Annotated in this window: 19 protein-coding genes; 5 read left to right on the forward strand and 14 right to left on the reverse strand. The window is 66.7% G+C overall.

Going from position 1 to position 22,089, the window contains the following annotated elements:
* Positions 1-15: 15 nt before the first annotated feature.
* The 9 genes from BLQ74_RS13745 to BLQ74_RS13785 all read right to left on the reverse strand — a co-directional run bounded on the left by BLQ74_RS13745 (position 16) and on the right by BLQ74_RS13785 (position 9,576).
* On the reverse strand, positions 16-1,503 hold the full coding sequence (locus BLQ74_RS13745) for an APC family permease (protein ID WP_090263150.1): 1,488 nt from the start codon (positions 1,501-1,503) through the stop codon (positions 16-18).
* A 369-nt stretch (positions 1,504-1,872) separates the two neighbouring features.
* The gene (locus tag BLQ74_RS13750) at positions 1,873-2,625 is read right to left on the reverse strand and encodes a cache domain-containing protein (RefSeq protein WP_090263151.1); all 753 of its coding nucleotides are present in this window, start codon (positions 2,623-2,625) and stop codon (positions 1,873-1,875) included.
* 101 nt (positions 2,626-2,726) lie between these two features.
* Positions 2,727-3,476, reverse strand: a complete 750-nt coding sequence (locus BLQ74_RS13755) for a FadR/GntR family transcriptional regulator (RefSeq protein ID WP_090263152.1) — start codon at positions 3,474-3,476, stop codon at positions 2,727-2,729.
* Positions 3,477-3,643: 167 nt separating this feature from the next.
* Complete coding sequence (locus tag BLQ74_RS13760) at positions 3,644-4,339, reverse strand: substrate-binding periplasmic protein (protein ID WP_090263153.1); 696 nt, start codon at positions 4,337-4,339, stop codon at positions 3,644-3,646.
* Complete coding sequence (locus tag BLQ74_RS13765; RefSeq protein WP_090263154.1) at positions 4,336-5,709, reverse strand: glutamine synthetase family protein; 1,374 nt, start codon at positions 5,707-5,709, stop codon at positions 4,336-4,338. Before BLQ74_RS13765 ends, BLQ74_RS13760 begins: the two co-directional genes overlap by 4 nt.
* A 163-nt stretch (positions 5,710-5,872) precedes the next feature.
* A complete protein-coding gene (locus BLQ74_RS13770) occupies positions 5,873-6,601 on the reverse strand; it encodes a type 1 glutamine amidotransferase (RefSeq protein ID WP_090263155.1) in 729 nt (242 codons plus the stop codon).
* 26 nt (positions 6,602-6,627) lie between these two features.
* Entirely contained in the window at positions 6,628-7,068 is a 441-nt protein-coding gene (locus BLQ74_RS13775) for a flavodoxin domain-containing protein (RefSeq protein ID WP_090263156.1), read from the reverse strand.
* A gap of 22 nt (positions 7,069-7,090) precedes the next feature.
* The gene (locus BLQ74_RS13780) at positions 7,091-8,359 is read right to left on the reverse strand and encodes an FAD-dependent oxidoreductase (protein WP_090263157.1); all 1,269 of its coding nucleotides are present in this window, start codon (positions 8,357-8,359) and stop codon (positions 7,091-7,093) included.
* Positions 8,356-9,576: a cytochrome P450 gene (locus BLQ74_RS13785; protein ID WP_090263158.1), complete on the reverse strand. Its 1,221-nt coding sequence runs from the start codon at positions 9,574-9,576 to the stop codon at positions 8,356-8,358. The genes BLQ74_RS13780 and BLQ74_RS13785 overlap by 4 nt, the downstream gene beginning before the upstream one ends.
* Before the next feature lie 284 nt (positions 9,577-9,860).
* Between BLQ74_RS13785 and BLQ74_RS13790 the strand changes: the two genes are divergently transcribed.
* Entirely contained in the window at positions 9,861-10,541 is a 681-nt protein-coding gene (locus tag BLQ74_RS13790) for a type 1 glutamine amidotransferase (RefSeq protein ID WP_090263159.1), read from the forward strand.
* Positions 10,542-10,650: 109 nt separating this feature from the next.
* Here BLQ74_RS13790 and BLQ74_RS13795 read toward each other — a convergent pair whose 3' ends face one another.
* Positions 10,651-12,144: an aldehyde dehydrogenase gene (locus tag BLQ74_RS13795; protein WP_090263160.1), complete on the reverse strand. Its 1,494-nt coding sequence runs from the start codon at positions 12,142-12,144 to the stop codon at positions 10,651-10,653.
* A gap of 290 nt (positions 12,145-12,434) precedes the next feature.
* Here BLQ74_RS13795 and BLQ74_RS13800 point away from each other — a divergent pair, with 290 nt between their 5' ends.
* Together BLQ74_RS13800 and BLQ74_RS13805 are read left to right on the forward strand one after the other, a co-directional pair.
* Complete coding sequence (locus BLQ74_RS13800) at positions 12,435-13,190, forward strand: cache domain-containing protein (protein ID WP_090263161.1); 756 nt, start codon at positions 12,435-12,437, stop codon at positions 13,188-13,190.
* 93 nt (positions 13,191-13,283) lie between these two features.
* Positions 13,284-13,958: a YceH family protein gene (locus BLQ74_RS13805; protein WP_090263162.1), complete on the forward strand. Its 675-nt coding sequence runs from the start codon at positions 13,284-13,286 to the stop codon at positions 13,956-13,958.
* A 59-nt stretch (positions 13,959-14,017) separates the two neighbouring features.
* Here BLQ74_RS13805 and BLQ74_RS13810 read toward each other — a convergent pair whose 3' ends face one another.
* The 4 genes from BLQ74_RS13810 to BLQ74_RS13820 form a co-directional block, all read right to left on the reverse strand.
* A complete protein-coding gene (locus BLQ74_RS13810) occupies positions 14,018-15,637 on the reverse strand; it encodes an NADP-dependent glyceraldehyde-3-phosphate dehydrogenase (protein ID WP_090263163.1) in 1,620 nt (539 codons plus the stop codon).
* A gap of 131 nt (positions 15,638-15,768) precedes the next feature.
* Positions 15,769-15,933, reverse strand: coding sequence for a hypothetical protein (locus BLQ74_RS27430; RefSeq protein ID WP_170842803.1), 165 nt, complete (start codon positions 15,931-15,933; stop codon positions 15,769-15,771).
* Between the two features lie 36 nt (positions 15,934-15,969).
* Positions 15,970-17,322, reverse strand: a complete 1,353-nt coding sequence (locus BLQ74_RS13815) for a GntP family permease (RefSeq protein ID WP_090263164.1) — start codon at positions 17,320-17,322, stop codon at positions 15,970-15,972.
* Positions 17,323-17,399: 77 nt separating this feature from the next.
* Positions 17,400-17,975, reverse strand: a complete 576-nt coding sequence (locus BLQ74_RS13820) for a gluconokinase (protein WP_090263165.1) — start codon at positions 17,973-17,975, stop codon at positions 17,400-17,402.
* 160 nt (positions 17,976-18,135) lie between these two features.
* Between BLQ74_RS13820 and gntR the strand changes: the two genes are divergently transcribed.
* Positions 18,136-19,167 carry an HTH-type transcriptional regulator GntR gene (gene gntR, locus BLQ74_RS13825; protein WP_090263166.1) on the forward strand — a complete coding sequence of 344 codons (1,032 nt, stop codon included), beginning with the start codon at positions 18,136-18,138 and terminating at the stop codon, positions 19,165-19,167.
* A gap of 174 nt (positions 19,168-19,341) precedes the next feature.
* Entirely contained in the window at positions 19,342-22,005 is a 2,664-nt protein-coding gene (locus tag BLQ74_RS13830) for a putative bifunctional diguanylate cyclase/phosphodiesterase (protein WP_090263167.1), read from the forward strand.
* The last annotated feature ends 84 nt before the right edge of the window (positions 22,006-22,089 follow it).

Here is a 22,089-nt window from a genome sequence, read left to right on the forward strand (position 1 = left end):
CATTGGCGCGTCAACTCAGTGGCGCGACAGCTTCCAGGCGTCGCCCGCCGGGGCGGTGCCCTTGTCGTAGGGGCGGAACAGCAGCATGTACAGCAGACCCAGACCGATGACGATGGAGCCGGTGAGGATGATGCCGTAGTTGATGTACCAGGGCGCGTCGGGGGTGCGCGGCCAGGACATGTTGACGATCGCCATCAGGCCGTAGGCCAGGGCCGCGATGTTCACCGGCCAGCCCCAGATACCCAGGGTGAAGGCACCGGCGGGCTTCCAGCCACGCATACGGGCGAACAGGGCGCCGCTGACGATCATCTGGAAGGCCAGGTAGATGCCGATGGCGGCGAAGCTGACCACGGTGGCGATGGAGTTCTGCAGGAAGTAGCCGAGCACCACGATGGTTGCCGGAATCACGCCACAGGTGATCAGCGCCGCGGTGGGTACGTGGGTGTTCGGCGACAGGCGTTTCAGCAGGCCGCTGCCCATGACCATCTCATCGCGGGCGTAGGAGTACAGCAGGCGGCTGGCGGCGGCTTGCAGGCTGAGCACGCAGGAGACGAAGGAGACCAGGATCACCGCCATGACCATGCGCGCCCCGAGTACGCCGAAGGCGCCGTCGAAGATGGTGGTCATCGGGTCCTTGTCGGCGCCGGAGATCACCGCGGCCATGTCCGGTACGGCGAGAATCAGCGCCAGGGCGGCGAACATCGAGGCGCCACCGCCGATCCAGATGGTCATGCGCATGGCCTTGGGAATGCGCCGGCTCGGGTTCGGGGTTTCTTCGGCGACGTCACCGCAGGCCTCGAAGCCGTAGTAGAGGAACATGCCGGCCAGGGAGGCGGTGAGGAAGGCCGGCCAGTAGGAGCCGTCGATGCGGATGTCGAAGGTGTTGAACAGCACGCTCAGCGGCTGGTGGCGTTCGAAGATCAGCAGGTAGCCGCCGATCACGATGGCGCCGATCAGTTCGCAGAGGAAGCCGAACATGGCCACTCGCGCCAGTAGCTTGGTGCCGCTGAGGTTGAGCAGGGTGGCCATCAGGGTCAGGCTCAGGCCGACCAGGGTATTGGTCGCGGGGTTCGCCTCGAAGCCGAGCAAGGTGGCGATGTAGGGGCCGGCGCCGAGGGCCACCGCGGCGATGGTCACGCACAGCGAGCAGGAGTAGATCCAGCCGACCATCCAGGCCCAGCGTTTGCCCACCAGGCGCCGTGCCCAGGGGTAGACGCCACCGGAGATGGGGAACTGCGAGACCACTTCGCAGAAGATCAGACACACCAGCATCTGTCCGAGGCCCACCAGCAGGTACGACCAGAACATCGGCGGCCCGCCGGCGGCGAGGCACAGCCCGAAGATGGTGTACACGCCCACCACCGGAGAGAGGTAGGTGAAGCCCAGGGCGAAGTTCTCCCAGAGGCTCATGCTGCGTTCGAAGTTCGAGGAGTAGCCCAGTGCTCGCAGTTGCTCCGCGTCGCGGTCTTCCGCAGTGAGCCCGGGTTGGATCGAGCTGTTCATCGTTGTTGTTCCTTTGTGAGTATGCCCGGCGGCATCGAACAGGTAGATCAGAGCCTTGGTCATGTATCGCGCTGCTCCCGTGGTGCTTCGGGAAGGCGCATGGCCTAGGCCGGCTGGCGCTTGGGTAACAGTTTTGGCTGTCGGCAGAAAGCAAGCACAGCCTATTCCATATTACATATGATTTAAAATGTTTTATCTCGGCTCAGGCGAAATCCTTGGGCTTGCGAGGTATCGGGGGCGTTGGGTGTGGGGTGTATGGCCGGCGTCTTTGCCTGCGGCGCCGGTATCCGTATGGGTGAAGCGATGCCGCTGAACCTTATCGGGGCAAGCGCCACCTATTTCGCCCTGTTCTGGGGCGCTTCGACGCAGTCAGGCCGCGCGCCGGCGCCTCTCCGGGAGTCGCGCGAGTGTCCAGTGCGCCGATTGTTCCGCCAGGGGCATGTACTGGCAGTCGCTGTCGATGCGGCTGAGGCCCAGGCTGGCCATTTCCCCGGCGGTCCAGTTGGCGGTGTTGGTCGCCACGACACGGCCTTCGCTGCTGAGGATCAGCGCTTCGTGGCTCATGCGCATCAGGCTGGAGGTGACGACGCGCTCGAACTTGTTGAGCGCCACGTCGGCAGCGGCCACGCCGATGAACTGGCCGTTCACCAGGATCGGCATGGAGAAGGTGAGGATGTACATGTCCTGGCCGTAGAGGTCGACATAGGGGCCGACCACGGTGCTGCGGCCGCTGTTGCGCGGGCGCGAGAACCAGAGCATGTCGCTGTAGTCGTAGAAACTCTCGCTGCCGCGATTGAAGTTCAGGCTCAGGGGCATGACACGCCCGCCAGCGCCGAGCTGGCGCCACTCAAGGTACATTTCCTTGTCTTGCAGCACGCCGGGCTGCAGGACTACGCCGGTGCCTTGCAGGCAGGAACCGGCTTTGCTCAGGCTGGATTCGATCAGCGGTTTCAGGCTGGCCAGTTCAGTGGAGGTCATGACCCGCCCGGCGTCGTTGCAGCGTTGCCACAAATGGGTGATTTCGTCCGACAGCACGCCAATCTGCGCAAAAATGTTACTGATGGAAACGTCGATGCGCTGGGCGCATTCCCGTATTTCTTCGCAAGACATCGGGGTTGCCATGGCTTGGCCTCGTTCATTGTGCTGTTGTCGGCCGCCGGATTGCAGATTTGCTGCTAAGACAAAGGTTTGGCGGTAGGAATGAACGGCAAGCGCTATGCCAACTACGGCGCTTCCTGGGCCAAAAGATCTAATTTCATATCTATAAGCCGTTTTATGCCCCGATTGACGTGGGCTTCGACCATGGCGCCCGCCAGGTTGGGGTCGCCGGCGACAATGGCTTCGCGGATCGCCGCGTGTTCCTGCTGGATGGTTTCCACGCTGGGCGCGCCCTCGACCGTCAGCCAGAGCAACTCGCCGATCTCCGCTTGCAGGCGGATTTCCGCGTGGGTCAGGCGCACGGACTGCGATGCGACGGCGATCTCGATGTGGAAGCGGGCGTCCGCGCGTCGCCGTTCATGGCGCGTGCTGGCCTTGCCGAGCGCCTCGATGTACTGCGCCAGGTGCTGGTGGTGTTCGCGCGAGGCGCGTTTGGCGGCCAGGCGCGCGGCGGCGCCGGAGATGGCGATGTGCTCGTCGCCCAGGTCGCGCAGGTCGATGGTGCTCAGTTCGTCCAGGCGGCTCAGGACGATGTCGGTGGGGATTTCTTCTACCGCGCGAATGAAGCTGCCGCCATTGCGCCCGCGGCGGGTCTCGATCACGCCACGCTGGCGCAGGTAGGCGAGGGCTTCGCGCAGGGTTACGGTGGCGACGCCGAATTGCATGGCCAGTTCGGTTTCGCTGGGCAGTTGCTGGCCCTGGGCGAACAGGCCGAGGTCCACGGCGTCCATCAGCCGACGCACGACTTCCTCGGTGCGTCCTTCCTGACGTAGGCGAATGAACGAGCCGGGGGAGTTGGGAGAGGTTCCGTTCATACTGCGTGAGGTCGTGGCGCCTGTGCTACCCGCCAGGGGTGAGCGCCGCTACCTGAACTCCTGTAAGAGGGGCCGGTGGCTGAGGGACTGACGCAGTATAACCTCATACTCAGAGCTTATTGTCGAATCGAGGCCGCCCCGAGGGGCGGCCTTTTCCTGGGACTCGCTCAGAACGGGTAGGGCAGCGAGGTCATCCATTTCTTCCAGATGCGCTGCAGTTCACCGTCGGCCTTCAGCGCCGCGAGTGCGCTGTCGACCTGATCGAGCCAGGCGGGGTTGCCCTTCCTGACCGCGATGCCCCAGCGGTTGCGGGTCGCAACGCTGAAACCGATGGTCAGGTCGGCTTCCTCGGCCAGCGGCACCAGTGCCACGTCATCGTCCACCAGGGCGTCGATGCGCCCGTCCCGCAGCGCTTGCACCATGTCACCGAGGACGTCGTCCGACTCGCCGGAGAAGGGCACGCGAATGCAGCCGTCGAAGGTTTCCGCCAGGGCCATGTTGAGGCTGTTGGCGATGGCCCCGACTTTCTTGCCGCGCAGGTCGGCAGGGCTCTTCACCGGGCTTCCGCGCAGCACCATCACGGCTTCGTCGAACACCGCATAGGGCTCGGTGAAGTCGGCCAGGGTCTTGCGGTAGTCGGAGATGCCTTGGCCGCAGAGCAGGATGTCGCCGTCGCCCGCTTCGAGCATCGGATAGAAATCCGCCCAGTTGCGGTAGACGAACTGCGCCTGCCGGCCGAGCCGCGCGGCCAGCGCGCGGGCGACGTCCGACTCGTAGCCGTGGCGGTAGCCGTCGGCGTCCTTCCAGAACAGTGGCGGCGCCGGCAGGTCGGCGCAGAGTACGTTGAGGGTGGTCTGGCTCATGGCAGGTAATCCATGTACATCTTGCTTTCCCATTCGGTGACCACGGAGCAGTAGCGCGCCCACTCGTCAGCCTTGAGGTCGCGGTAGAGCTCGGCCATCTCCGCCGGCAGGGCGTTGCGCACCACGGCATCCTGGTCGAACGCCTGCACCGCTTCGCCGAGGGTCAGCGGCATGCGCACGCTTTCCTGGCTGCGCGGGATGCTGTCGCTGTTGTCCGGGGCGCCCGGATCGAGGCGCTTGTCCAGGCCGTCACGGATGGCCGCGAGCAGCAGGGTGTGCGACAGGTAGGGGTTCACGCTGGCATCGGGCAGCTTGTATTCGAGGCGGCCGTTGGCCGACAGGCGCACGGTGCAGGTCTTGTTGTCCATGCCCCAGTTGAGGCGGTTGGGGGCGAACAGGCCGGCATCCCAGAAGCGCTTGTAGGAGTTCACCGTGGAGGCCATCACCAGCATCGAGCCCGGCGCGTGGGCGAGCAGGCCGCCGAGGGCGTGCAGGCCGGTGTCGGTCAGGTGCAGGTCGCGACGGCCGGCTTCGGCGATGGCGTTCTGCGTGCCGCGCCAGAGGCTGAAGTTGTGGTGGCAGCCGCTGCCCATGCTGCCGGTGGTCGGCTTCGGCATGAAGCTGGCGCGCACGCCGAACTCGTTGGCTACCTGGCGGCAGATCAGGCGGTAGGTGACCAGGCGGTCGGCGGTCTTCTCGCAGTCATCGAACATCCAGTTCAGTTCGAGCTGGCCCGGGTCTTCGTAGTCGCCCTCGATCATGTCCAGGCCCATGGCGCCGGCGTATTCCATCACGCGCTTGAAGATCGGCCGCATCATTTCCAGGTTGCCCAGGTGGTAGGCGGGGCTGGCGCCCGGACGCACCTTGACTTCGAGCTTGTCGCCGAACCAGGTCATTTCCGGTTCGCAGCCGGTCTTCAGGCTCAGGCCGGTTTGCTCGACGAAGTTCTGGTGGGTATCGATCAGCAGGCCGCGAACGTCGGTGGACAGGGGCGCGCCGCCGATCTCCAGGCGATGCTCCGGCTCGTACAGGCGGCAGTAGAAGCTGCCGATCGAGCGGTCCCAGGGCAGCACGTTGAAGCTCGATGTGTCGGGGATCGCGGTGAATTCCGCGGCCTGGGCGCCGCCGCCGAGGAGCACGCCGGCGCGGGTGCTTTGCAGGTCGGACAGCGCGGTACGGTGGAATTGCACGCCTTTTTCCAGGTTGCGCAGCAGGTGCTTGGCCGGCACCACCTTGGCGATGACCCGGCCACTGAGCGTGACCACCTGGTAGTAGAGGTATTCCACGCCGGACTCGCGGATACGGGCGCTGAGTTCCTGAGTGACGGCAGAGCGGGTGTTGAGTTCTTTATGCAGGTCTAACGCAGTCATTGGAGCGCTCCTCTAGCACCGGCATGGCAAGGCACGATGCTGCGGATGGTTGGGATGCCTTCGTGGTCGTCGGCATATTTATTAAATATGATGTTATATGTTTTGTTGCGTGTAAAAAGCGCTTTCCGGGAGATTGCGGCCTCCGTTACGGGTGGATTCGAGTTCATGGCTTGCCCGCGCCAGCGCTGTGCTCGCGGAAGAAGCGCGCGGCCCATCGGGCTATCCGGGCGTTGTCGGGGCTGTGCTGGCGCAGCGAGGCGCGGCCGTGCTCGGCGACCGGGGCTGGAACCAGGCTGCCGCCGAATTGATCGAGCAGGGCCTGTACGTAGTCCTCGTCGAACTCGGGATGGAACTGCACGGACAGCGCCGGGAAGTCGTAGGCCAGTGCGCCGTTCGGGCAGTGCGCGGAGCCGCCGACGACCTTGGCCCGCGCCGGCAGCGTGCTGACCTGGTCCTGGTGGAAGACGAAGGTCGGGGTGTCCGCCAGGCTGCTGTCGTTGAACCGGTAGGCCTGGGCGCCGATGCCCCAGCCGACGTCGGCTCGGGTGGTCTGGCCGGCATAGGCGTCGGCCATGATCTGGTGGCCGAAGCAGATGCCGAACACCGGCTTTTCCAGGTCGCGCAGGCGTTGCAGGAAGTCCAGCAGGCGCAGCATCCAGTCACTGCGTTCGTAGCAGCTGTGCTTGGAGCCGCTCAGTACATAGCCGTCGAACTGCTCGGGGGCTGGCAGCGCTTCGCCGCGCACGGCGGAGACGCTGCTGAAGCTGGCCTCGGGAAGGGCCGGCTGCAGCCAGCGTTCGATCATTTGCGGATAACTGCCGAAGCGCGCGTGCAAGTGCTCCGGCACCAGGCCGTTTTCGATGATGCACAGGCGTAGAGGCGTGGTATCCATCTCTGCTTCTCCGGATGGGCGTGGCATCAGAGCTGACCGAGCAGGGTGCGGGTCCAGGCCAGGGCGACGTCGCCGGGCAGTTCGCCGCTGGAGGCATCGTGCTGGCCGTGCTCGCCGACCTGCGTCGCGCCCAGCTGCTTGAGGGCGTCGGCGATCAGTTGGCTGCCGCGATTGAAGGTCTGGTAGAAGCTGTCGCCCAGGCCGAAGGCGGCGAAGCGCAGGCCGCGCAGGTCCGGGCGTTGCTGCTGCAGGGCGGCGAAGAAGGGTTGCGCGCTGTTCGGCAATTCGCCGTCGCCATAGGTGGAGCAGATGACGAGGTGGAAGTCGTCCGCCTTCAGTTCGCTGGGATCGAACGCCGACATGTCGCGCACGACGGTCGGGTAGTCGGCGCCGAGCGCCTCGGCGACGTCGTCGGCGACCATTTCGGCATTGCCGGTTTCGGTTCCGAAAAGAATGATCATCTTCATGGGCTGTTCTCCGTTGTTCTACTCAGGCGCGAGCGATGGCGAGCATGCCGTCGCGCTCCACGATCTTGCGGCGGACCCGTCCGGGCATGGCATCGCGCAGTTCGACGGCGTCGATGCGCTGCCAGCCGGTGTAGGGCACGCAGTCCTGCTGCAGCGTCGACGGCAGGGCCTGGAAGCCGGGGCGGCTGGCCTGCCCGGCGAAGCCGGCGAAGTCCGCGACAATGCTCTCGGCCACCAGGCGGGCGTCCTGTCGGTTCTCTGGAATGGTTCCGCGCGGGCCGCGGCGGAACCAGCCGACGCAATACAGCCCGTGGTCGAGCCGGCCCTTGTCGAGGTCCGCCGCCTCGCTCGCCAGGGCTTCGCGGCGGAATCGCGCACTCGACTGTTCCTCGAAGCCGATGGCGGTGATCACGCTGTCCGCGGCCAGGCGCAGTTCGCGGCCGCCGTCGGCGACCAGGCGAATGGCCTCGACCTGTTGCTCGCCGTCGATCGCCACCGGCGTCCAGCCGAAATGGAAGACCACCTCGCGCTGCCCCTCGCCCGCGCCATCCCGTGCGGCGAGGCTGCGCAGTTCGTCCAGCCGCGCCGCTTCAGCGGCATCCGCCGGCTGGTAATCGACGCCGGGCAGGTCGCGCACCTGGATGCGCACGCCGTCCAGCTTGCCCAGTTCGCGCAGCATCACCGGGTCGAACCTGGCTTGTCCGGGCGCGGAACGACCGACGATGTCGATGCGCTGCGGCGGCTCGGCGAGCAGCCCGGCGAGGGCCTGCTCGGCAATGTCGGAACCGTGGAATTCCTCGGCGGACTTGGCCAGCAGGCGCAGCACGTCGATCGCCACGTTGCCGTTGCCGACGATGGTCACGCGCTTGCCGAAGCGCGGCGCGAAGGTCTGTTCGTCAGGATGCGCATTGAACAAGCGGGTGACGCGGCCGGAGCCATAGACGCCCGGCAGTTCCTCGCCGGGAATGCCCAGGCGGCGGTCGCCGTAGAGGCCGGTGGCGAGCACCACCACGTCGTAGGCGGCGCGCAGTTGTTCCAGCGACAACTGGCGGCCGACCTCCAGGTTGCCGATGAACTGCACGTTCTCCCGCTCGAACAGGCGCTCGAACTGGCGAATGACCGCCTTGGTGCCCTGGTGGTCGGGGGCGACCCCGTAGCGCACCAGGCCGAAGGGCGCCGGCAGGCGTTCGATCACGCCGATCTGCGCCTCGGGCCAGTGCTTGCGCAGGGCCTGTGCCAGGTAGCAGCCGGACGGTCCGCTGCCGACGATGGCGACGCTCGGCGAGTTCATGCCCGTGCCACCGCGTCGAAACGGATCGGCAGGCGGGTAGCGCCGGTGTTGCCACTGTCCGGCAGCCACTCGGCCTCGCCGGCGAGGACGGGGTGCTTGACCCGCTGCGCCAGCAGGGCGAGGGCGGCAGTCATGTCGCCACGGGCGATGAAGTGGCCGATGCAATGGTGCGCGCCGGCGCCGAAGCCAAAGTGCGGCTGGCGCTTGGCGGTGATGTCGAACTCGGCGTTTTCGAAGGCGCGCGGGTCGCTGCCGGCCGATTGGCTGAACAGATGGATGGTGGTGCCGCGCTTGATCTGCAGGCCCTGGTACTCGAAGTCTTCGAGGGCTTCGCGGGTGACCCAGGTGACCGTCGGGCGCACGCGCATCACTTCCTCTACGGCGGCCCTGGCCAGCTCGGGGTCATTGCCCAGCAGCTCCCATTGCGCCGGGTGCTGGAGGAAGGTGTCCATGGCCAGGCTGATCTGGTTCCGCGTGGTATCGATGCCACCGAAGATCGCCAGGACGATCATGTCGAACAGCTCCTGGTCGCTCAGCGCTTCTTTATTCTCTTCGTTGGCACGCACCAGGCTGCTGAGGAAGTCTTCGCCCAGGCCGTTGGCCTTGAGCGCGCTGACCGCCTGCCTGGCATAACCGAACAGCTTGTCCGTGGCGGCATTGATCCGTGCCTCGTCGCGCTTGAAGGTGACCCCCAGGGCCAGGCCCATCTCCACCGCCAGGTCGGCCAGGCCGCGCCACTCGCTGCGCGGCAGGCCGAGCAGCAGGCAGATCACCTGGGTGGCGTAGGGCTCGGCGAACTCGCTGACGAATTCGCAACTGCCCTTGGCGATGAAGCCGTCGATCAGTTCGTCGGCGATCTGCTGGAAGTCCGGCATCAGCTTCTTCACCAGCTTCGGGGCGAAGGCCGGGTTGGCCAGGCGGCGCAGGCGCGAATGGTCGGCGCCTTCCTGGCTCAGCAGCATGCGCATCCACCAGTCGGCGAAGCTGCCGGTGGCGTTGTTGTGCGCGGGCCAGGCGTAGCTGCCCTGGCGCAGGCGCTGGTCGCGGATCAACTGGTTCACTTCGGCGTAACGCAGTACCGCGATGCCGTAAGGCGTGCGGGCGAACCAGCTTTGCTCGCGGGCCTGCATCACTTCTGCCGAACGAATGGAAAAGGCCGGATCGCTGACGTCGAGGTAAGGCGCGGCTTCAAGCGTGGTCGGGAGATTGGCGGACATTCGGACACCTCCGGTTCTTATAGGCCTGTCGATCGCGCTCAGGCTCAGGTTTGTTGTGCCACGACAGGCCGATGCCTTCGGGAGTGCTTCCCGGCGATCGCTGTCGTCGGGGGAGTGGTTTTAAATTTAAAATATGGTTTTATAGTTTTCAACGAAAATTTTCTTCGTTTCGACAACGCCGCTGGCGGTGCGCCGTGGCCCCTGTGGCTCGCCTGCCCCGTGCGGACAGGCCAGAAGCGCTGTCGCCTGAACTGAATGGACCTGAATTTTTTGGAGGAAACCTGATGAAGACTTCTCGCGCCGTCGCCGTCCTGCACGATCCGAAGGATGTCGCCGGCTGCCTGCCGGAGCTGTTCGCGGAGCAGGGCATCGACCTGGAACTGAGAACGGTGGAGGCGCCGCTGCCGCAACCGGAGAGCCTGGAACTACTGCTGGTGCTGGGCAGCCCGGAGTCCGCCTACGACCACCGCGTGCCCTGGCTGGGCACTGAACTGGCCTGGTTGAAAGCGGTGCAGGCGCATGGCGTGCCGACCCTGGGCATCTGCTTCGGCAGTCAGTTGCTGGCCCGTGCGCTGGGCGGAGAGGTCTACCGCAACCGCCAGGCGGAGATCGGCTGGATGGAGATTGCCACGCCACGTGCCGATTGGCTGTTCAAGGGACCCTGGCTGAATTTCCACTTCGATGCCTTCACCCCGCCGCCCGGTTCACTGCTGCTGGGGGAGACTGAATTGGCCGCGCAGGCATACCGCCACGGGCGTTCCCTGGGCGTGCAGTTCCACCCGGAGATCGACACGGCGATGTTCGACACCTGGATCGCATACTGGCAGCGCAGCGAAGAGGGGCAGCGCTTCATGGCCGGCGCCGGGGATCTGCCGGAACGCATCCGCGCGGAGATCGCCGCGCGCGAAGCGGACAACCGCGACAACTGCCGGCTGTTGCTGGCGGATTTCCTCGGGCGGCTCTGAGGCGCCGGGGCGGCGTACAACCCTGAGCGGCTGTACGCCCTTGCGGAGTGCGGCGTCCCGGCGGCGTATCACGCACCTGCGTCATACGCCGCCGGGCGTTGCCGTGACCTTACAGCTTGATCCAGGTCGCCTTCAGTTCGGTGTACTTGTCGAAGGCGTGCAGCGACTTGTCACGGCCGTTGCCCGACTGCTTGAAGCCGCCGAAGGGCGCGGTCATGTCGCCGCCATCGTACTGGTTGATCCACACGCTGCCGGCGCGCAGGGCGCGGGCGGTCTGGTGTGCCTTGGAAATGTCGCGGGTCCACAGCGCGGCGGCCAGGCCGTAGGGCGTGTCGTTGGCGATGCGCACGGCCTCTTCGACATCCTCGAACTCGATCACCGAGAGCACCGGGCCGAAGATTTCCTCGCGGGCGATCTTCATGGCGTTGCTCACGCCGTCGAACAGCGTCGGCTCGACGTAGGTGCCGCCGGTTTCCTCCAGTACGCGCTGGCCGCCGCAACGCAATTGGGCGCCCTCGGCGCGGCCGGCTTCGATGTAGCCGAGCACCTGCTCCAGTTGTCGCGCGTCGACCAGCGCGCCGACGTTGGTCTGCGGGTCCAGCGGATGACCGGCTTTCCAGCCCTTGAGCGCTTCCACCACCAGCGGCAGGAACTGCTCCTTGATCGAGCGTTGCACCAGCAGGCGCGAACCGGCGGTGCAGACTTCGCCCTGGTTGAAGGCGATCGCGGCGGCGGCGGATTCGGCAGCGGCCTGCAGATCCGGGGCGTCCTCGAAGACGATGTTCGGGCTCTTGCCGCCGGCTTCCAGCCAGACGCGCTTCATGTTCGACTCGCCGGCGTAGACCAGCAGTTGCTTGGCGATCTTGGTCGAGCCGGTGAACACCAGGGTGTCGACGTCCATGTGCAGCGCCAGGGCTTTGCCGACGGTGTGACCGTAACCCGGCAGCACGTTCAGCACGCCCGCCGGCAGGCCCGCTTCGATGGCCAGTTGGGCGATGCGGATGGCGGTCAGCGGCGAGCGCTCGGAGGGCTTGAGGATCACTGAGTTGCCGGTGGCCAGGGCCGGGCCGAGTTTCCAGCTGGCCATCATCAGCGGGAAGTTCCACGGCACGATGGCGGCGACCACACCGACCGGTTCGCGGGTGACCAGGCCGAGCTGGTCGTGCGGGGTGGCGGCGACTTCGTCGTAGACCTTGTCGATCGCCTCGCCGCTCCAGCGGATGCTGTCCGCCGAGCAGGGCAGGTCGACGTTCAGCGAATCGCCGATCGGTTTGCCCATGTCCAGGGTTTCCAGCAGCGCCAGTTCCTCGCTGTGTGCCTCGATCAGATCGGCGAAGCGGATCAGCACGGCTTTGCGCGCGGCCGGCGCCAGGCGCGACCAGACGCCGGAGGCGAAGGTGGCGCGGGCGCTCTGCACGGCGCGCTCGGCGTCGGCGGCATCGCAACTGGCGACCTTCGCCAGCAGGCGGCCGTCCACCGGGCTGATGCAATCGAAGGTCTGGCCGGAAGCGGCGTCGAGGTACTCGCCCTGGATGAAGGCGCGGCCTTCGATCTGCAGTTGGCTGGCTCGGGCTTCCCAGTCGGCGCGGGTGGCTTGGGTCATGGTGTGGTGGCTCCTGCGGGGTGTTTTTGTTCAGGGGCTCGCGACGGGACGGATCAGCCACCGCCGGCCGAGAGCATGTCGGATAATTCGTTTGAGACCATATCTTATGGTTTTAAAGTTGCCAATAGCGCTTCGCCTTGGCGCCAAGGCCAATCCGCTTTTTTCGCGAGAGACTGCACTGATGGCACATCGATTGCTGTATAGGTCAGCGCAGATTCCTGTGCGGCGATCCATGCCGTGAACGCGGAGCCTCTGGCCCGCGTCAGAACAAACCATCCGAGGCCCAGGTCATGCTTCCCGAACTTCCAGCGGATGAACTCCAGCAATGCGCGGCGCGCATCGATGCGTCGATCCGTAACGTTTTCCAGCGACTAGACGAAATGGCCGCCGAAGTCGTGACGACCTGGGAGCGCTTGCAGGCCCAGGGCCGCCGGCCGAGTTCCCGCGATCTGAGCGCACTGCGCCCGCGCATCCAGGGCAACCTGCGCCGCGAGGATTGCCGCATGCACGGCACCGGCGTGGTGCTGGAGCCCGGCGAACTGGCCGATCAGGACATGTTCCTGGAGTGGTGGTACCACGGCGAGGGCGACAAGATCGTGCCGCTGCGGCTGAACTTCAATCGGCACAGCGAGCGCTTCTACAACTACCTCAACATGCCCTGGTACGCGCAGCCGCGCAGCAGTGGGCAGCCGTCGGTCGAGGGGCCCTTCGTCGACCTCTATGGCACCGATCTGTACATCCTCGCCTTCTCCATCCCGATCCTGGTACGCGGCCGCTTCGTCGGTGTCGCCGCCGCCGATATCGCCTTGCAGGAGTTCGAGCCGGTGCTGCTGCGCAACCTGATGCGCCTGGGCAACGAGGCGCTGGTGGTGAACGGCGAGGGCCGCGTGGTGGCGGCCAACACCGCCAACTGGTTCGTCGGCGACATGGCCCGCCAGGGCTTGGGGCGCGACGAAGGGCAGGCGCGCGTGCTGGCGTTGCTGGGCTCGTCGTCGCACTGGTCGGTGATCGAGCGGCCGGTCAGCCGCATGGCCGTCGCCGGTTGAGCGGCGCCCGCCACGCGCGAGGCGTCGCCGAGGGTGCCAAAGCGGTCGCGGAGGGCTAGGCTAGTGCGCTCTTAGCGACAACCTGGAATGGCCATGAACGACGAGTCTACAAGCACTTCCGAGCGCGAACCCCTGAGCGCGGTGGAGGTCCGCATCCTCGGCAGCCTGATCGAAAAGCAACTGACCACCCCGGAAGCCTACCCGCTGACGCTGAACGCCCTGGTCACCGCCTGTAACCAGAAGACCAGCCGCGAGCCGGTGATGGACCTGACGCCCGGCCAGGTCGGCCAAGCCCTGCGCAGCCTGGAAGGGCGCGACATGGTGCGCCTGGTCATGGGCAGCCGCGCCGACCGCTGGGAGCAGCGCCTGGAAAAGGCGCTGGAACTGGTGCGGCCGCAACTGATCCTGCTCGGCCTGCTGTTCCTGCGCGGACCGCAGACCCTCAACGAACTGCTCACCCGCAGCCAGCGCATGCACGATTTCGACGACACCGAGGAAGTTCGCCACCAGCTGGAACGCCTCGCCGGCCGTGGCTTCGCCGTGCAACTGGAACGCCAGGCGGGCCAGCGCGAGGATCGCTACATGCACCTGCTGGGCAGCGAGGCCGACCGCGACGCGGCGATCGCCGCCAGTGGCCGCTCGACCCCGCGCGGCGAACAGAGTGCCCAGGACGAGGGCCGGATCAGCGAGCTGGAAGCACGGGTCGCCGCCCTCGAAGAACGCCTGGCGCGCCTGGAGCGGGGTGGCTCGGAAAGCGAACCGGACTGAGCGGTCGCCGCTGACTCGCGGTGCGTCCCGGCAGCGTCGATGCGCTGCCGGGACACGGCTCAGAAGATGTAGTCGGTGGTCAGGAAGTTCGACTCGCGGTTGCGGATGATCTCGCTGATCAGCGCCTTGTTGTCGCCGTTGAAGCGCGTGGCCACCAGGGTGCGGATGGAGAAGGTGCGCAGGGCGTCGTGTACCGACAGGGTGCCTTCGGCGGAGTTCTTGCGGCCGTTGAACGGATAGCTGTCGGGCCCACGCTGGCACTGGGCGTTGATATTGATCCGCCCGACCTGGTTGGCGAAGGCATCCACCAGCCGGCCGATCTGCTGCGGGTCGTTGCCGAACAGGCTGAGCTGCTGGCCGTAGTCGGACTGCAAGACGTAGTCGATCACCTCATCCAGCTCGCGGTAGGGCACCACCGGCACCAGCGGGCCGAACTGCTCCTCGTGGTACAGGCGCATCTGCGGCGTCACCGGGCTGAGCACGGCCGGGTAGAAGAAGCTTTCGCGGCTGGCGCCGCCGCCTGCGTTGACCACCCGGGCGCCCTTGCTCAGGGCGTCGTCCAGCAGTGCCTTGAGGTAGTCGACCTTGCCCGGTTCCGGCAGCGGCGTCAGCGCCACGCCCGGCTCCCAGGGCATGCCTGGCTTGAGGCTGGCCAGACGGCTGCTGAACTTGTCGAGGAACGGCTGCAGCACGCTGTCGTGGACGAAGAGGATTTTCAGCGCGGTGCAGCGCTGGCCGTTGAACGACAACGCGCCGGTGACGGCTTCCTCGACCGCGTTGTCCAGGTCCACCTGGGGCAGGACGATACCGGGGTTCTTCGCGTCCAGACCGAGCGCCGCGCGCAGGCGGTGCGGGCGTGGGTGCAGGCGCTTGAGATCGGCGGCGCCCTTGTGCGTGCCGATGAAGGCGAAGACGTCCACCTTGCCGCTGGCCATCAGCGCCGACACCGTTTCACGACCGCGTCCGTAGATGATGTTGATCACCCCCGGCGGGAAGCTGTCGCGGAAGGCTTCCAGCAGCGGGCGCATCAGCAGTACGCCGAACTTGGCCGGCTTGAAGACCACGGTGTTGCCCATGATCAGCGCCGGGATCAGGGTGGTGAAGGTCTCGTTCAGCGGGTAGTTGTAAGGCCCCATGCACAGCGCCACGCCCAGCGGCACGCGGCGGATCTGGCCGAGGGTGCCCTGTTCCAGCTCGAAGCGGCTGGAACGGCGATCGAGCGCCTTGAGGGCCTCGATGGTGTCGACCATGTAGTCGCAGGTGCGGTCGAACTCTTTCTCCGAATCCTTGAGGTTCTTGCCGATCTCCCACATCAGCAGCTTGACCACCGCCGCGCGTTGCTCGCGCATGCGCGCCAGAAAGGTCTCCACGTGCTGGATGCGCTCGGCCACGCGCAGCGTCGGCCACAGGCCCTGGCCGTTGTCGTAGGCGCTCACCGCGGCGTCCAGGGCGGCCAGGGCCGCCTCGGCATCGAGCAGCGGGGTGCTGCCCAGCAATACCTGCTCCTCGCCCAGCGCGGTCTTCAGGAAGATCGGGCTGCGCACTGGCGCCAGCGGGCCTTCCCAGCGGCGCAGTTCACCGCCCACCAGGTATTCGCGCTGCTCGACGGGGGCGTCGGGGCGGAAGGCTTCCGGGATGGCGGCGGCGGTGGGAAACAGGGTATCGAGGTTATCTGTCATTGTGGGTTCCTCTGCAGCGGGAGTGCCGGGACAAGGTGGGCAGGTGGCAACTCCGAATGCTGTTTTAGCCTGAAATTCGCTTTAGGTGAATCGTTTCAGCATCCGTTCGGCGGAAAGCCGGGCAAACGCCTTCAGCGCGGCTGGGGGCCTTTGCCGGTGTCGGCCGCGGCGGGTCGCCCGGCGGCTTCGCCGAGCAGTTCCTGCTGTTCGGCGTAGCGCGCGCGGATGTCGAAATCGCGCGGCCAGTCGCGGCTGTCGCTGGGGCGCGAGGGGACTGGCGAGGGGGTGGTGGGCATCTCCGGTACTCCTTCAGGGAATGGCGCTGGTGGTCCTCAGACCACCAGCGAAAGCAGCAGGATGAACACCAGGCCGACCACGGAGAGGATGGTTTCCATGGCCGTCCAGGTCTTGAAAGTCTCACCGACGCTCATGTTGAAGTACTGCTTGACCAGCCAGAACCCGGCGTCGTTGACGTGCGAGAGAATCAGCGAGCCGGCGCCGGTGGCCAGCACCAGCAGCTCGCGGTTGACCCCGGGCAGCATGCCGATCACCGGCACCACGATGCCCGCGCCGGTGATGGTGGCGACGGTCGCCGAGCCGGTGGCGATGCGGATCAGCGCGGCCACCAGCCAGGCCAGCAGGATCGGCGAAATCTGCGCCTGCACCGCCAGGTGGCCGATCACGTCGCCGACCCCGCTGGCCACCAGCATCTGTTTGAAGCCGCCGCCGGCGCCGATGATCATCACGATGGCGGCGGTGGGGGCGAGGCTCTGGTCGAGCAGCTTGAGGATCTTCTTGGCGTCGAAGCCGCGCGCGTGGCCGAAGGTGTAGAGGGCCACCAGCAGGGCCAGCAGCAGCGCGCTGATCGGGTGGCCGAGCATGTCCATCCAGGCGCGGAAGGCGTGGCCGTCGGGCAGCAGCACATCGGCGAAGGTCTTCAGCAGCATCAGGAACACCGGCAGCAGCACGGTCGCCAGGGTCACCGCGAAGCCTGGCAGTTCGCTGCTTTCCGGCTCATGGGCGATCTGCGCCACCAGGTCTTCCGACGGGCTGCCGGGAATCACCCGCGAGATCAGCGCGCCGAACAGCGGGCCAGCGATGGCGGCGGTGGGCAGGGCGACGATCAGACCGTAGAGGATGGTCTTGCCGATGTCGGCGCCAAACACGCCGATGGCCAGCAGCGGACCGGGATGCGGCGGCACCAGGCCATGCACCGCGGAGAGGCCGGCGAGCAGCGGGATGCCGATCTTGATCAAGGACACGCCACTGCGCCGCGCGACGATGAACACCAGTGGGATCAGCAGGATGAAGCCGATCTCGAAGAACAGCGGAATGCCCACCAGGAAGGCGGCGAGCATCATCGCCCAGTGCACCCGGCGCGTGCCGAAGGCGGCGATCAGGGTGCGTGCGATCTGATCGGCGCCGCCGGATTCGGCCATCAGTTTGCCGAGCATGGTGCCCAGGGCGAGGATCACCCCGACGAAGCCGAGCACGCCGCCGAAGCCGTCCTGGAAGGCCTTGACGATCTGTGCCACCGGCATGCCGGAGGTCAGGCCGAGGAAGCCGGCGGCGATGATCAGGGCGAGGAAGGGGTGCAGCTTGAAGCGGGTGATCAGCAGGATCAGGCCGAGAATGGTGAACAGTGCGTCCAGCAGCAGGTAGGTGTCGTGGGACAGACCGAACATGGTGGGGGCTCCCTTGTCGTTGTTGTGTCAGGAGTAAGTGAGGTAGCGCTGTCTTTGGCCGGCGAAGGACCAATCGTTCAGACCGGATCGTGCTCGTGCCACCAGGCCAGGGCGGTTGCGGCGATCCGTTCGACCGGCAGGGTGGCGTCCACCACCAGGGTCAGCGGCTCGTCGCGCGGCGGTTCCAGGGCGGCGAACTGGCTGTCGATCAGGGTCGCCGGCATGAAATGACCGGGACGGTCGGCGACGCGACGGGCGGCGACCTCCGGGGTCAGTTCGAGGAACACCACACCGAGTCCGGGCACCGCTTCGCGCAGGCGTTCGCGATAGCTGTGCTTGAGCGCCGAGCAGGTCAGCACCGGGCGCTGGCCGGCGGCCAGGGACTTGCGCAGCTCGTCGGCCAGGCTGGCCAGCCAGCCGGCGCGGTCTTCGTCGGTGAGGGGGATGCCGGCGCTCATCTTGCGGATGTTGTCCGCCGGGTGGAACGCATCGCCTTCGATGCCATGGGCGCCGCTGAGGCGGCACAGGGTCTGGCTGACGCTGGACTTGCCGCAGCCGGCCACACCCATGATCAGCAAGGCCTGGATGGGGGGAAGCCGGTCGCGCCTCGGCAGGGAGACAGCGCTATCTTTCAAGGGTGAAGCCAGGAGCATGGCTGCCTCCGCGTTCTTGTCATTCTGGTCGTTGCAGTGAAGTCGGCGGCACATTGGCCGCAGCGAGGGGCAGGACCGCCGAAGGGCGGTTTCAGGCAATTGCCCGACTCGCGAGACAGCGCTACCTTAGTGCCTCGATTTTTGTTTGGCAAGCAAGCCGATGACCGCCCAGAAGAACGATAAGAACTCCCGCGCCAGCGGCCGGCCCACCCTCAACGAGGTGGCGCGGCGCGCCGGCGTCAGCCCCATCACCGCCTCGCGCGCCCTGCGTGGGGTCAGCAGCGTCGCCGAGGCGCTGGTGCTGAAGGTCCAGGAGGCCGCCCGTGAGCTGGGCTATGTGGCCAACCCGGCGGCGCGGACTCTGGCCTCGGCGCAGAGCCACAGCGTGGTGGTGCTGGTGCCCTCGCTGTCCAACCAGTTGTTCGTCGACACCCTCGAAGCCATCCACGGCGTGCTGCGCCCGCAGGGGCTGGAAGTGCTGATCGGCAACTTCCACTACTCGCGCGACGAAGAAGAAGACCTGATCCGCAACTACCTGGCCTACCAGCCGCGCGGTTTGCTGCTGACCGGCTTCGAGCGCACCGAGAGCGCCCGGCGCATGGTCGAGGCCAGCGGCGTGCCCTGCGTCTACATGATGGACCTGGACAGCGGCGCCGGGCTGCACTGCGTCGGCTTCTCGCAACTGCGCGCCGGCGCTGCCGCCGCCGAGCACCTGCTCTCCAGCGGACGGCGCCGGCTGGCCTATGTCGGCGCGCAACTGGACCAGCGCACCCTGCTGCGCGGCGAGGGCTTCCGTCGCGCCTTGCAGCAGGCCGGTTGCTACGACCCGGCGCTGGAAGTGCTGACGCCGCGGGCGTCCTCGGTGGGCCTGGGCGGGGAGTTGTTCTGCCAGTTGCTGGCCAGCCAGCCGCAGGTCGATGGCATCTTCTTCGGCAACGACGATCTGGCCCAGGGCGCCCTGCTGGAAGCCATGCGCCACGGCATCAAGGTGCCCGAACAGGTCGCCGTGCTCGGCTTCAACGACCTGCCCAGCTCGGCATTCATGGTGCCGCGCCTGTCGAGCATCCGTACCCCGCGCGAGGCCATCGGCCGGCGTGCCGCCGAGCTGCTGCTGCAACTCATCGGCGGGCGCAGCGTGGCCGATCCAGTGCTGGACCTGGGCTTCGAACTGATGATCCGGGAAAGCACCTGACGCACGGACCTCCGCGCTGAGCGGCGTCCGGTGCGGGGCCGTTCGGCGGGAGGCGCTGCGGTAAATCGGCGCGCTGCCGATATTTTCCGACGGCCCTGAGGCCTGGCGCGCTGGCAATTGGCAAATGCCTTGGCCTAGGCTGGGCACTCTCGCTGTGGCTGCAGACGGACCTCCATGACCAGCACTTTCGACTTCTCCTCCCATGCTCCAGGGGCCACCCAGCGCTTGCGCATCGGGGTGGTCTTCTACATTGGCGTATTGCTGGTGCTGGCCCTGCTGGTCGGACTGAGCGGCTGGAGCGCCTATCGTGACTACCGCAGCACCACGGATCTGGTGCGGCAGAACATTTCCGCGTTGTCGCGCTCCCTCGAGGGCTACATCAGCGCCTTGCTGTTGCAGAGCTACGGCAGCATCTATGTGGTGGGCGAGGAGCTGCAACTGTCCGCCGCGCCGCCCGATGTGGCGCGTATCCGCGAGGAACTCGCCCTGGCCATGCGCTACGACCCGGTGTCGGCCTACCTCTTCGTCCTGCGCGATGGCCAGCTCTACGCCGTGGACAGCCGAGGGCAGGCGGCGGAGGGCAAGCTGCGCGGCCTGCTCGAACAGGCGCCGTTGGCCACCGGCGAGCATCCGAGCTTCGGTCGCGCCTTCCAGCCGGACAACGACAGCGGTTACCTGATGCCGATGTTCATCAGCCAGCGCGATGCCCATGGGCATGAGCAGAAGGTCGGTGCGCTCATCGATACCGACCGGCTCGGCGATCTGCTCCGCCGCCTGGGCCTGGAAGAACACATGAACGCCGGGATGTACGACAACAGTGGCGGCGTGCTCTTCCGCACGCCGCAGCCGCTGCGCTTCGTCGGCCAGCCATTGCAGCTCGACTCGCCGTTGCGCGCCCGCCTGGGACAGTCGACCTTCGCCCTGGTCGAGGGCGACAACATCGATAACGAGCGCGCGCTGTTCGCCGATGCGCCTTCGGCCAGTTTCCCGATCCACGCGGTGGTCGGGCAGACCTCCGCCAGCTACCTGACGCCCTGGATCAAACGCTCCAGCTACAGCGCCCTGCTATTGCTCATCAGCGTCCTGGCCATCGGCCTGATTGCCTGGCAGTTGCGCCGGCTGATCGGCGAACTCAGCCAGAGCGGGCGTTTCTACGGGCAACTGTTCAACGACATCAACGATGGCGTCCTGCTGATCGGCGTCGACGGCCGCGTGCAGGCCGCCAACCCGCGCGCGGCGCGGATGTTCGGGGTCGCTGGGGCGGAGCTGCTGATTGGCCGGCTGCCCTCGGAACTGTCGCCGCCGTACCAGCCCGACGGCCGCCTGTCGCTGGCCGCCAGCCGCGCCGCGCTGAGCGACCTGCTCAACAGCGAACTGGGCGAGCGCGACAGCGAGTGGCGTTTCCTGCGCCGCGACAACCGCGAAGCCTTCGACTGCGAGGTGCACAGCTCGCGCTTCCGCTGGCAACAGAACACCCTGCTGCTGGTGGTGCTGCACGACATCACCGAGCGCAAGCGCTACCTTGCCGAGCAGGAGTACCTGGCCAGCCACGATTCGCTGACCGGCCTGCCCAATCGCTACTGGCTGGTGCGCCACATCGAACAGCGCATCGCCCAGGGCGAGGGCCAGCGCTTCGCCGTGCTGCTGCTGGACATGAACCGCTTCAAGGAGGTCAACGACACCCTCGGCCACCACTATGGCGACGCCGTGCTGCAGGAAGTCGGCAAGCGCCTGGACGACTGGCTGCGCAGCCAGGGGGCACAGATCGCCCGCCTCGGCGGCGACGAGATGGCCATCGTCACCGCCAGGCCGCTCGACGAAAACGACGTCGGCCGCCTCTGTCAGGATGTCGGCCAGGTCCTGCGCCAGCCGCTTTCCGCGGCGGGCGTGCAACTGGAGATCTCGGCCAGCATCGGCGTCGCCAGTTACCCGGAACATGGCGAGAGCCCCGCTGACCTGTTGCGCTGCGCGGACATCGCCATGTACCAGGCGAAGAACAGCCGGCGCGATTTCATCGTCTACCAGCGCAGCGACGACACCTACACGCTCGAACGCCTGGCCCTGTACACCCATCTGGGGCGGGCGATCCGTGAGGGCGGCCTGCAATTGCACTACCAGCCCAAGGTGCGCCTGGACGACCAGCAGGTGATCGGCTTCGAGGCGCTGTTGCGCTGGAACCACCCGGAACGCGGCCTGATCCCGCCCGGCGAGTTCATTCCGCTGGCCGAGTCCACCGAACTGATCCATCCCCTGACCCACTGGGTGATCGACGAGGCCCTGCGCCAGTTGCATGTCTGGCGCGCGCGTGGCCTGGGCACCTGCATAGCGATCAACATCAGCGCCAACAACCTGCGCAATCCGCATTTCGTCGGCAACCTGCAGGCGCTGCTGGCGCAGCACCGGGTGCCGGCCGAGCTGATCGAGCTGGAAGTCACCGAAGGCACCCTGCTGGAGGACCCGGAAATGGCCCTGCGCTGCCTGCAGGCGATCCGCGACCTGGGCGTGATCCTGTCGATCGACGACTTCGGCACCGGCTACTCCTCGCTGGCCTACCTCAAGCGCCTGCCGGTGCAGGTGCTGAAGATCGACCGCACCTTCATCTCGGCCATGACCAGCAACTTCTCCGACGCCATGATCGTGCAGTCCACCGTCGCCCTCGGGCACAACTTCGGCATGCAGGTGGTCGCCGAAGGGGTCGAGGATGCGGCCACCGCCGAGGCCCTGGCGCAACTGGGCTGCGACATTGCCCAGGGCTACCACTTCGGCCGCCCGATGCCGGCCGAGCAAGTGGTCGCCTGGCGCCTGCAGCGGCAACTGGAGTCGCTGGGGATCGACTGAGCGTGCGCCCGCCGCCGCGCCGCCATCCCTCCGCAAGCTGAGCTACGCTCCCATTCGGGTGGCCGTTGCTCCGGTCACCGGGCC

Source organism: Pseudomonas panipatensis (assembly GCF_900099785.1).
In the GTDB taxonomy this organism is placed as follows: Bacteria; Pseudomonadota; Gammaproteobacteria; order Pseudomonadales; family Pseudomonadaceae; genus Pseudomonas; species Pseudomonas panipatensis.

Bases quoted from the DNA above. Each gene is read 5' to 3' on its own strand.
- BLQ74_RS13750 (WP_090263151.1), bottom strand. From the start codon at position 2,625: ATGGCAACCCCGATGTCTTGCGAAGAAATACGGGAATGCGCCCAGCGC.
- BLQ74_RS13790 (WP_090263159.1), top strand. From the start codon at position 9,861: ATGAAGACTTCTCGCGCCGTCGCCGTCCTGCACGATCCGAAGGATGTC.
- BLQ74_RS13770 (WP_090263155.1), bottom strand. From the start codon at position 6,601: ATGGATACCACGCCTCTACGCCTGTGCATCATCGAAAACGGCCTGGTG.
- BLQ74_RS13810 (WP_090263163.1), bottom strand. From the start codon at position 15,637: ATGACAGATAACCTCGATACCCTGTTTCCCACCGCCGCCGCCATCCCG.
- BLQ74_RS13760 (WP_090263153.1), bottom strand. From the start codon at position 4,339: ATGAGCCAGACCACCCTCAACGTACTCTGCGCCGACCTGCCGGCGCCG.
- BLQ74_RS13780 (WP_090263157.1), bottom strand. From the start codon at position 8,359: ATGAACTCGCCGAGCGTCGCCATCGTCGGCAGCGGACCGTCCGGCTGC.
- BLQ74_RS27430 (WP_170842803.1), bottom strand. From the start codon at position 15,933: ATGCCCACCACCCCCTCGCCAGTCCCCTCGCGCCCCAGCGACAGCCGC.
- BLQ74_RS13785 (WP_090263158.1), bottom strand. From the start codon at position 9,576: ATGTCCGCCAATCTCCCGACCACGCTTGAAGCCGCGCCTTACCTCGAC.
- BLQ74_RS13775 (WP_090263156.1), bottom strand. From the start codon at position 7,068: ATGAAGATGATCATTCTTTTCGGAACCGAAACCGGCAATGCCGAAATG.
- BLQ74_RS13800 (WP_090263161.1), top strand. From the start codon at position 12,435: ATGCTTCCCGAACTTCCAGCGGATGAACTCCAGCAATGCGCGGCGCGC.
- BLQ74_RS13765 (WP_090263154.1), bottom strand. From the start codon at position 5,709: ATGACTGCGTTAGACCTGCATAAAGAACTCAACACCCGCTCTGCCGTC.
- BLQ74_RS13795 (WP_090263160.1), bottom strand. From the start codon at position 12,144: ATGACCCAAGCCACCCGCGCCGACTGGGAAGCCCGAGCCAGCCAACTG.
- BLQ74_RS13745 (WP_090263150.1), bottom strand. From the start codon at position 1,503: ATGAACAGCTCGATCCAACCCGGGCTCACTGCGGAAGACCGCGACGCG.
- BLQ74_RS13820 (WP_090263165.1), bottom strand. From the start codon at position 17,975: ATGCTCCTGGCTTCACCCTTGAAAGATAGCGCTGTCTCCCTGCCGAGG.
- BLQ74_RS13805 (WP_090263162.1), top strand. From the start codon at position 13,284: ATGAACGACGAGTCTACAAGCACTTCCGAGCGCGAACCCCTGAGCGCG.
- BLQ74_RS13830 (WP_090263167.1), top strand. From the start codon at position 19,342: ATGACCAGCACTTTCGACTTCTCCTCCCATGCTCCAGGGGCCACCCAG.
- gntR (WP_090263166.1), top strand. From the start codon at position 18,136: ATGACCGCCCAGAAGAACGATAAGAACTCCCGCGCCAGCGGCCGGCCC.
- BLQ74_RS13755 (WP_090263152.1), bottom strand. From the start codon at position 3,476: ATGAACGGAACCTCTCCCAACTCCCCCGGCTCGTTCATTCGCCTACGT.
- BLQ74_RS13815 (WP_090263164.1), bottom strand. From the start codon at position 17,322: ATGTTCGGTCTGTCCCACGACACCTACCTGCTGCTGGACGCACTGTTC.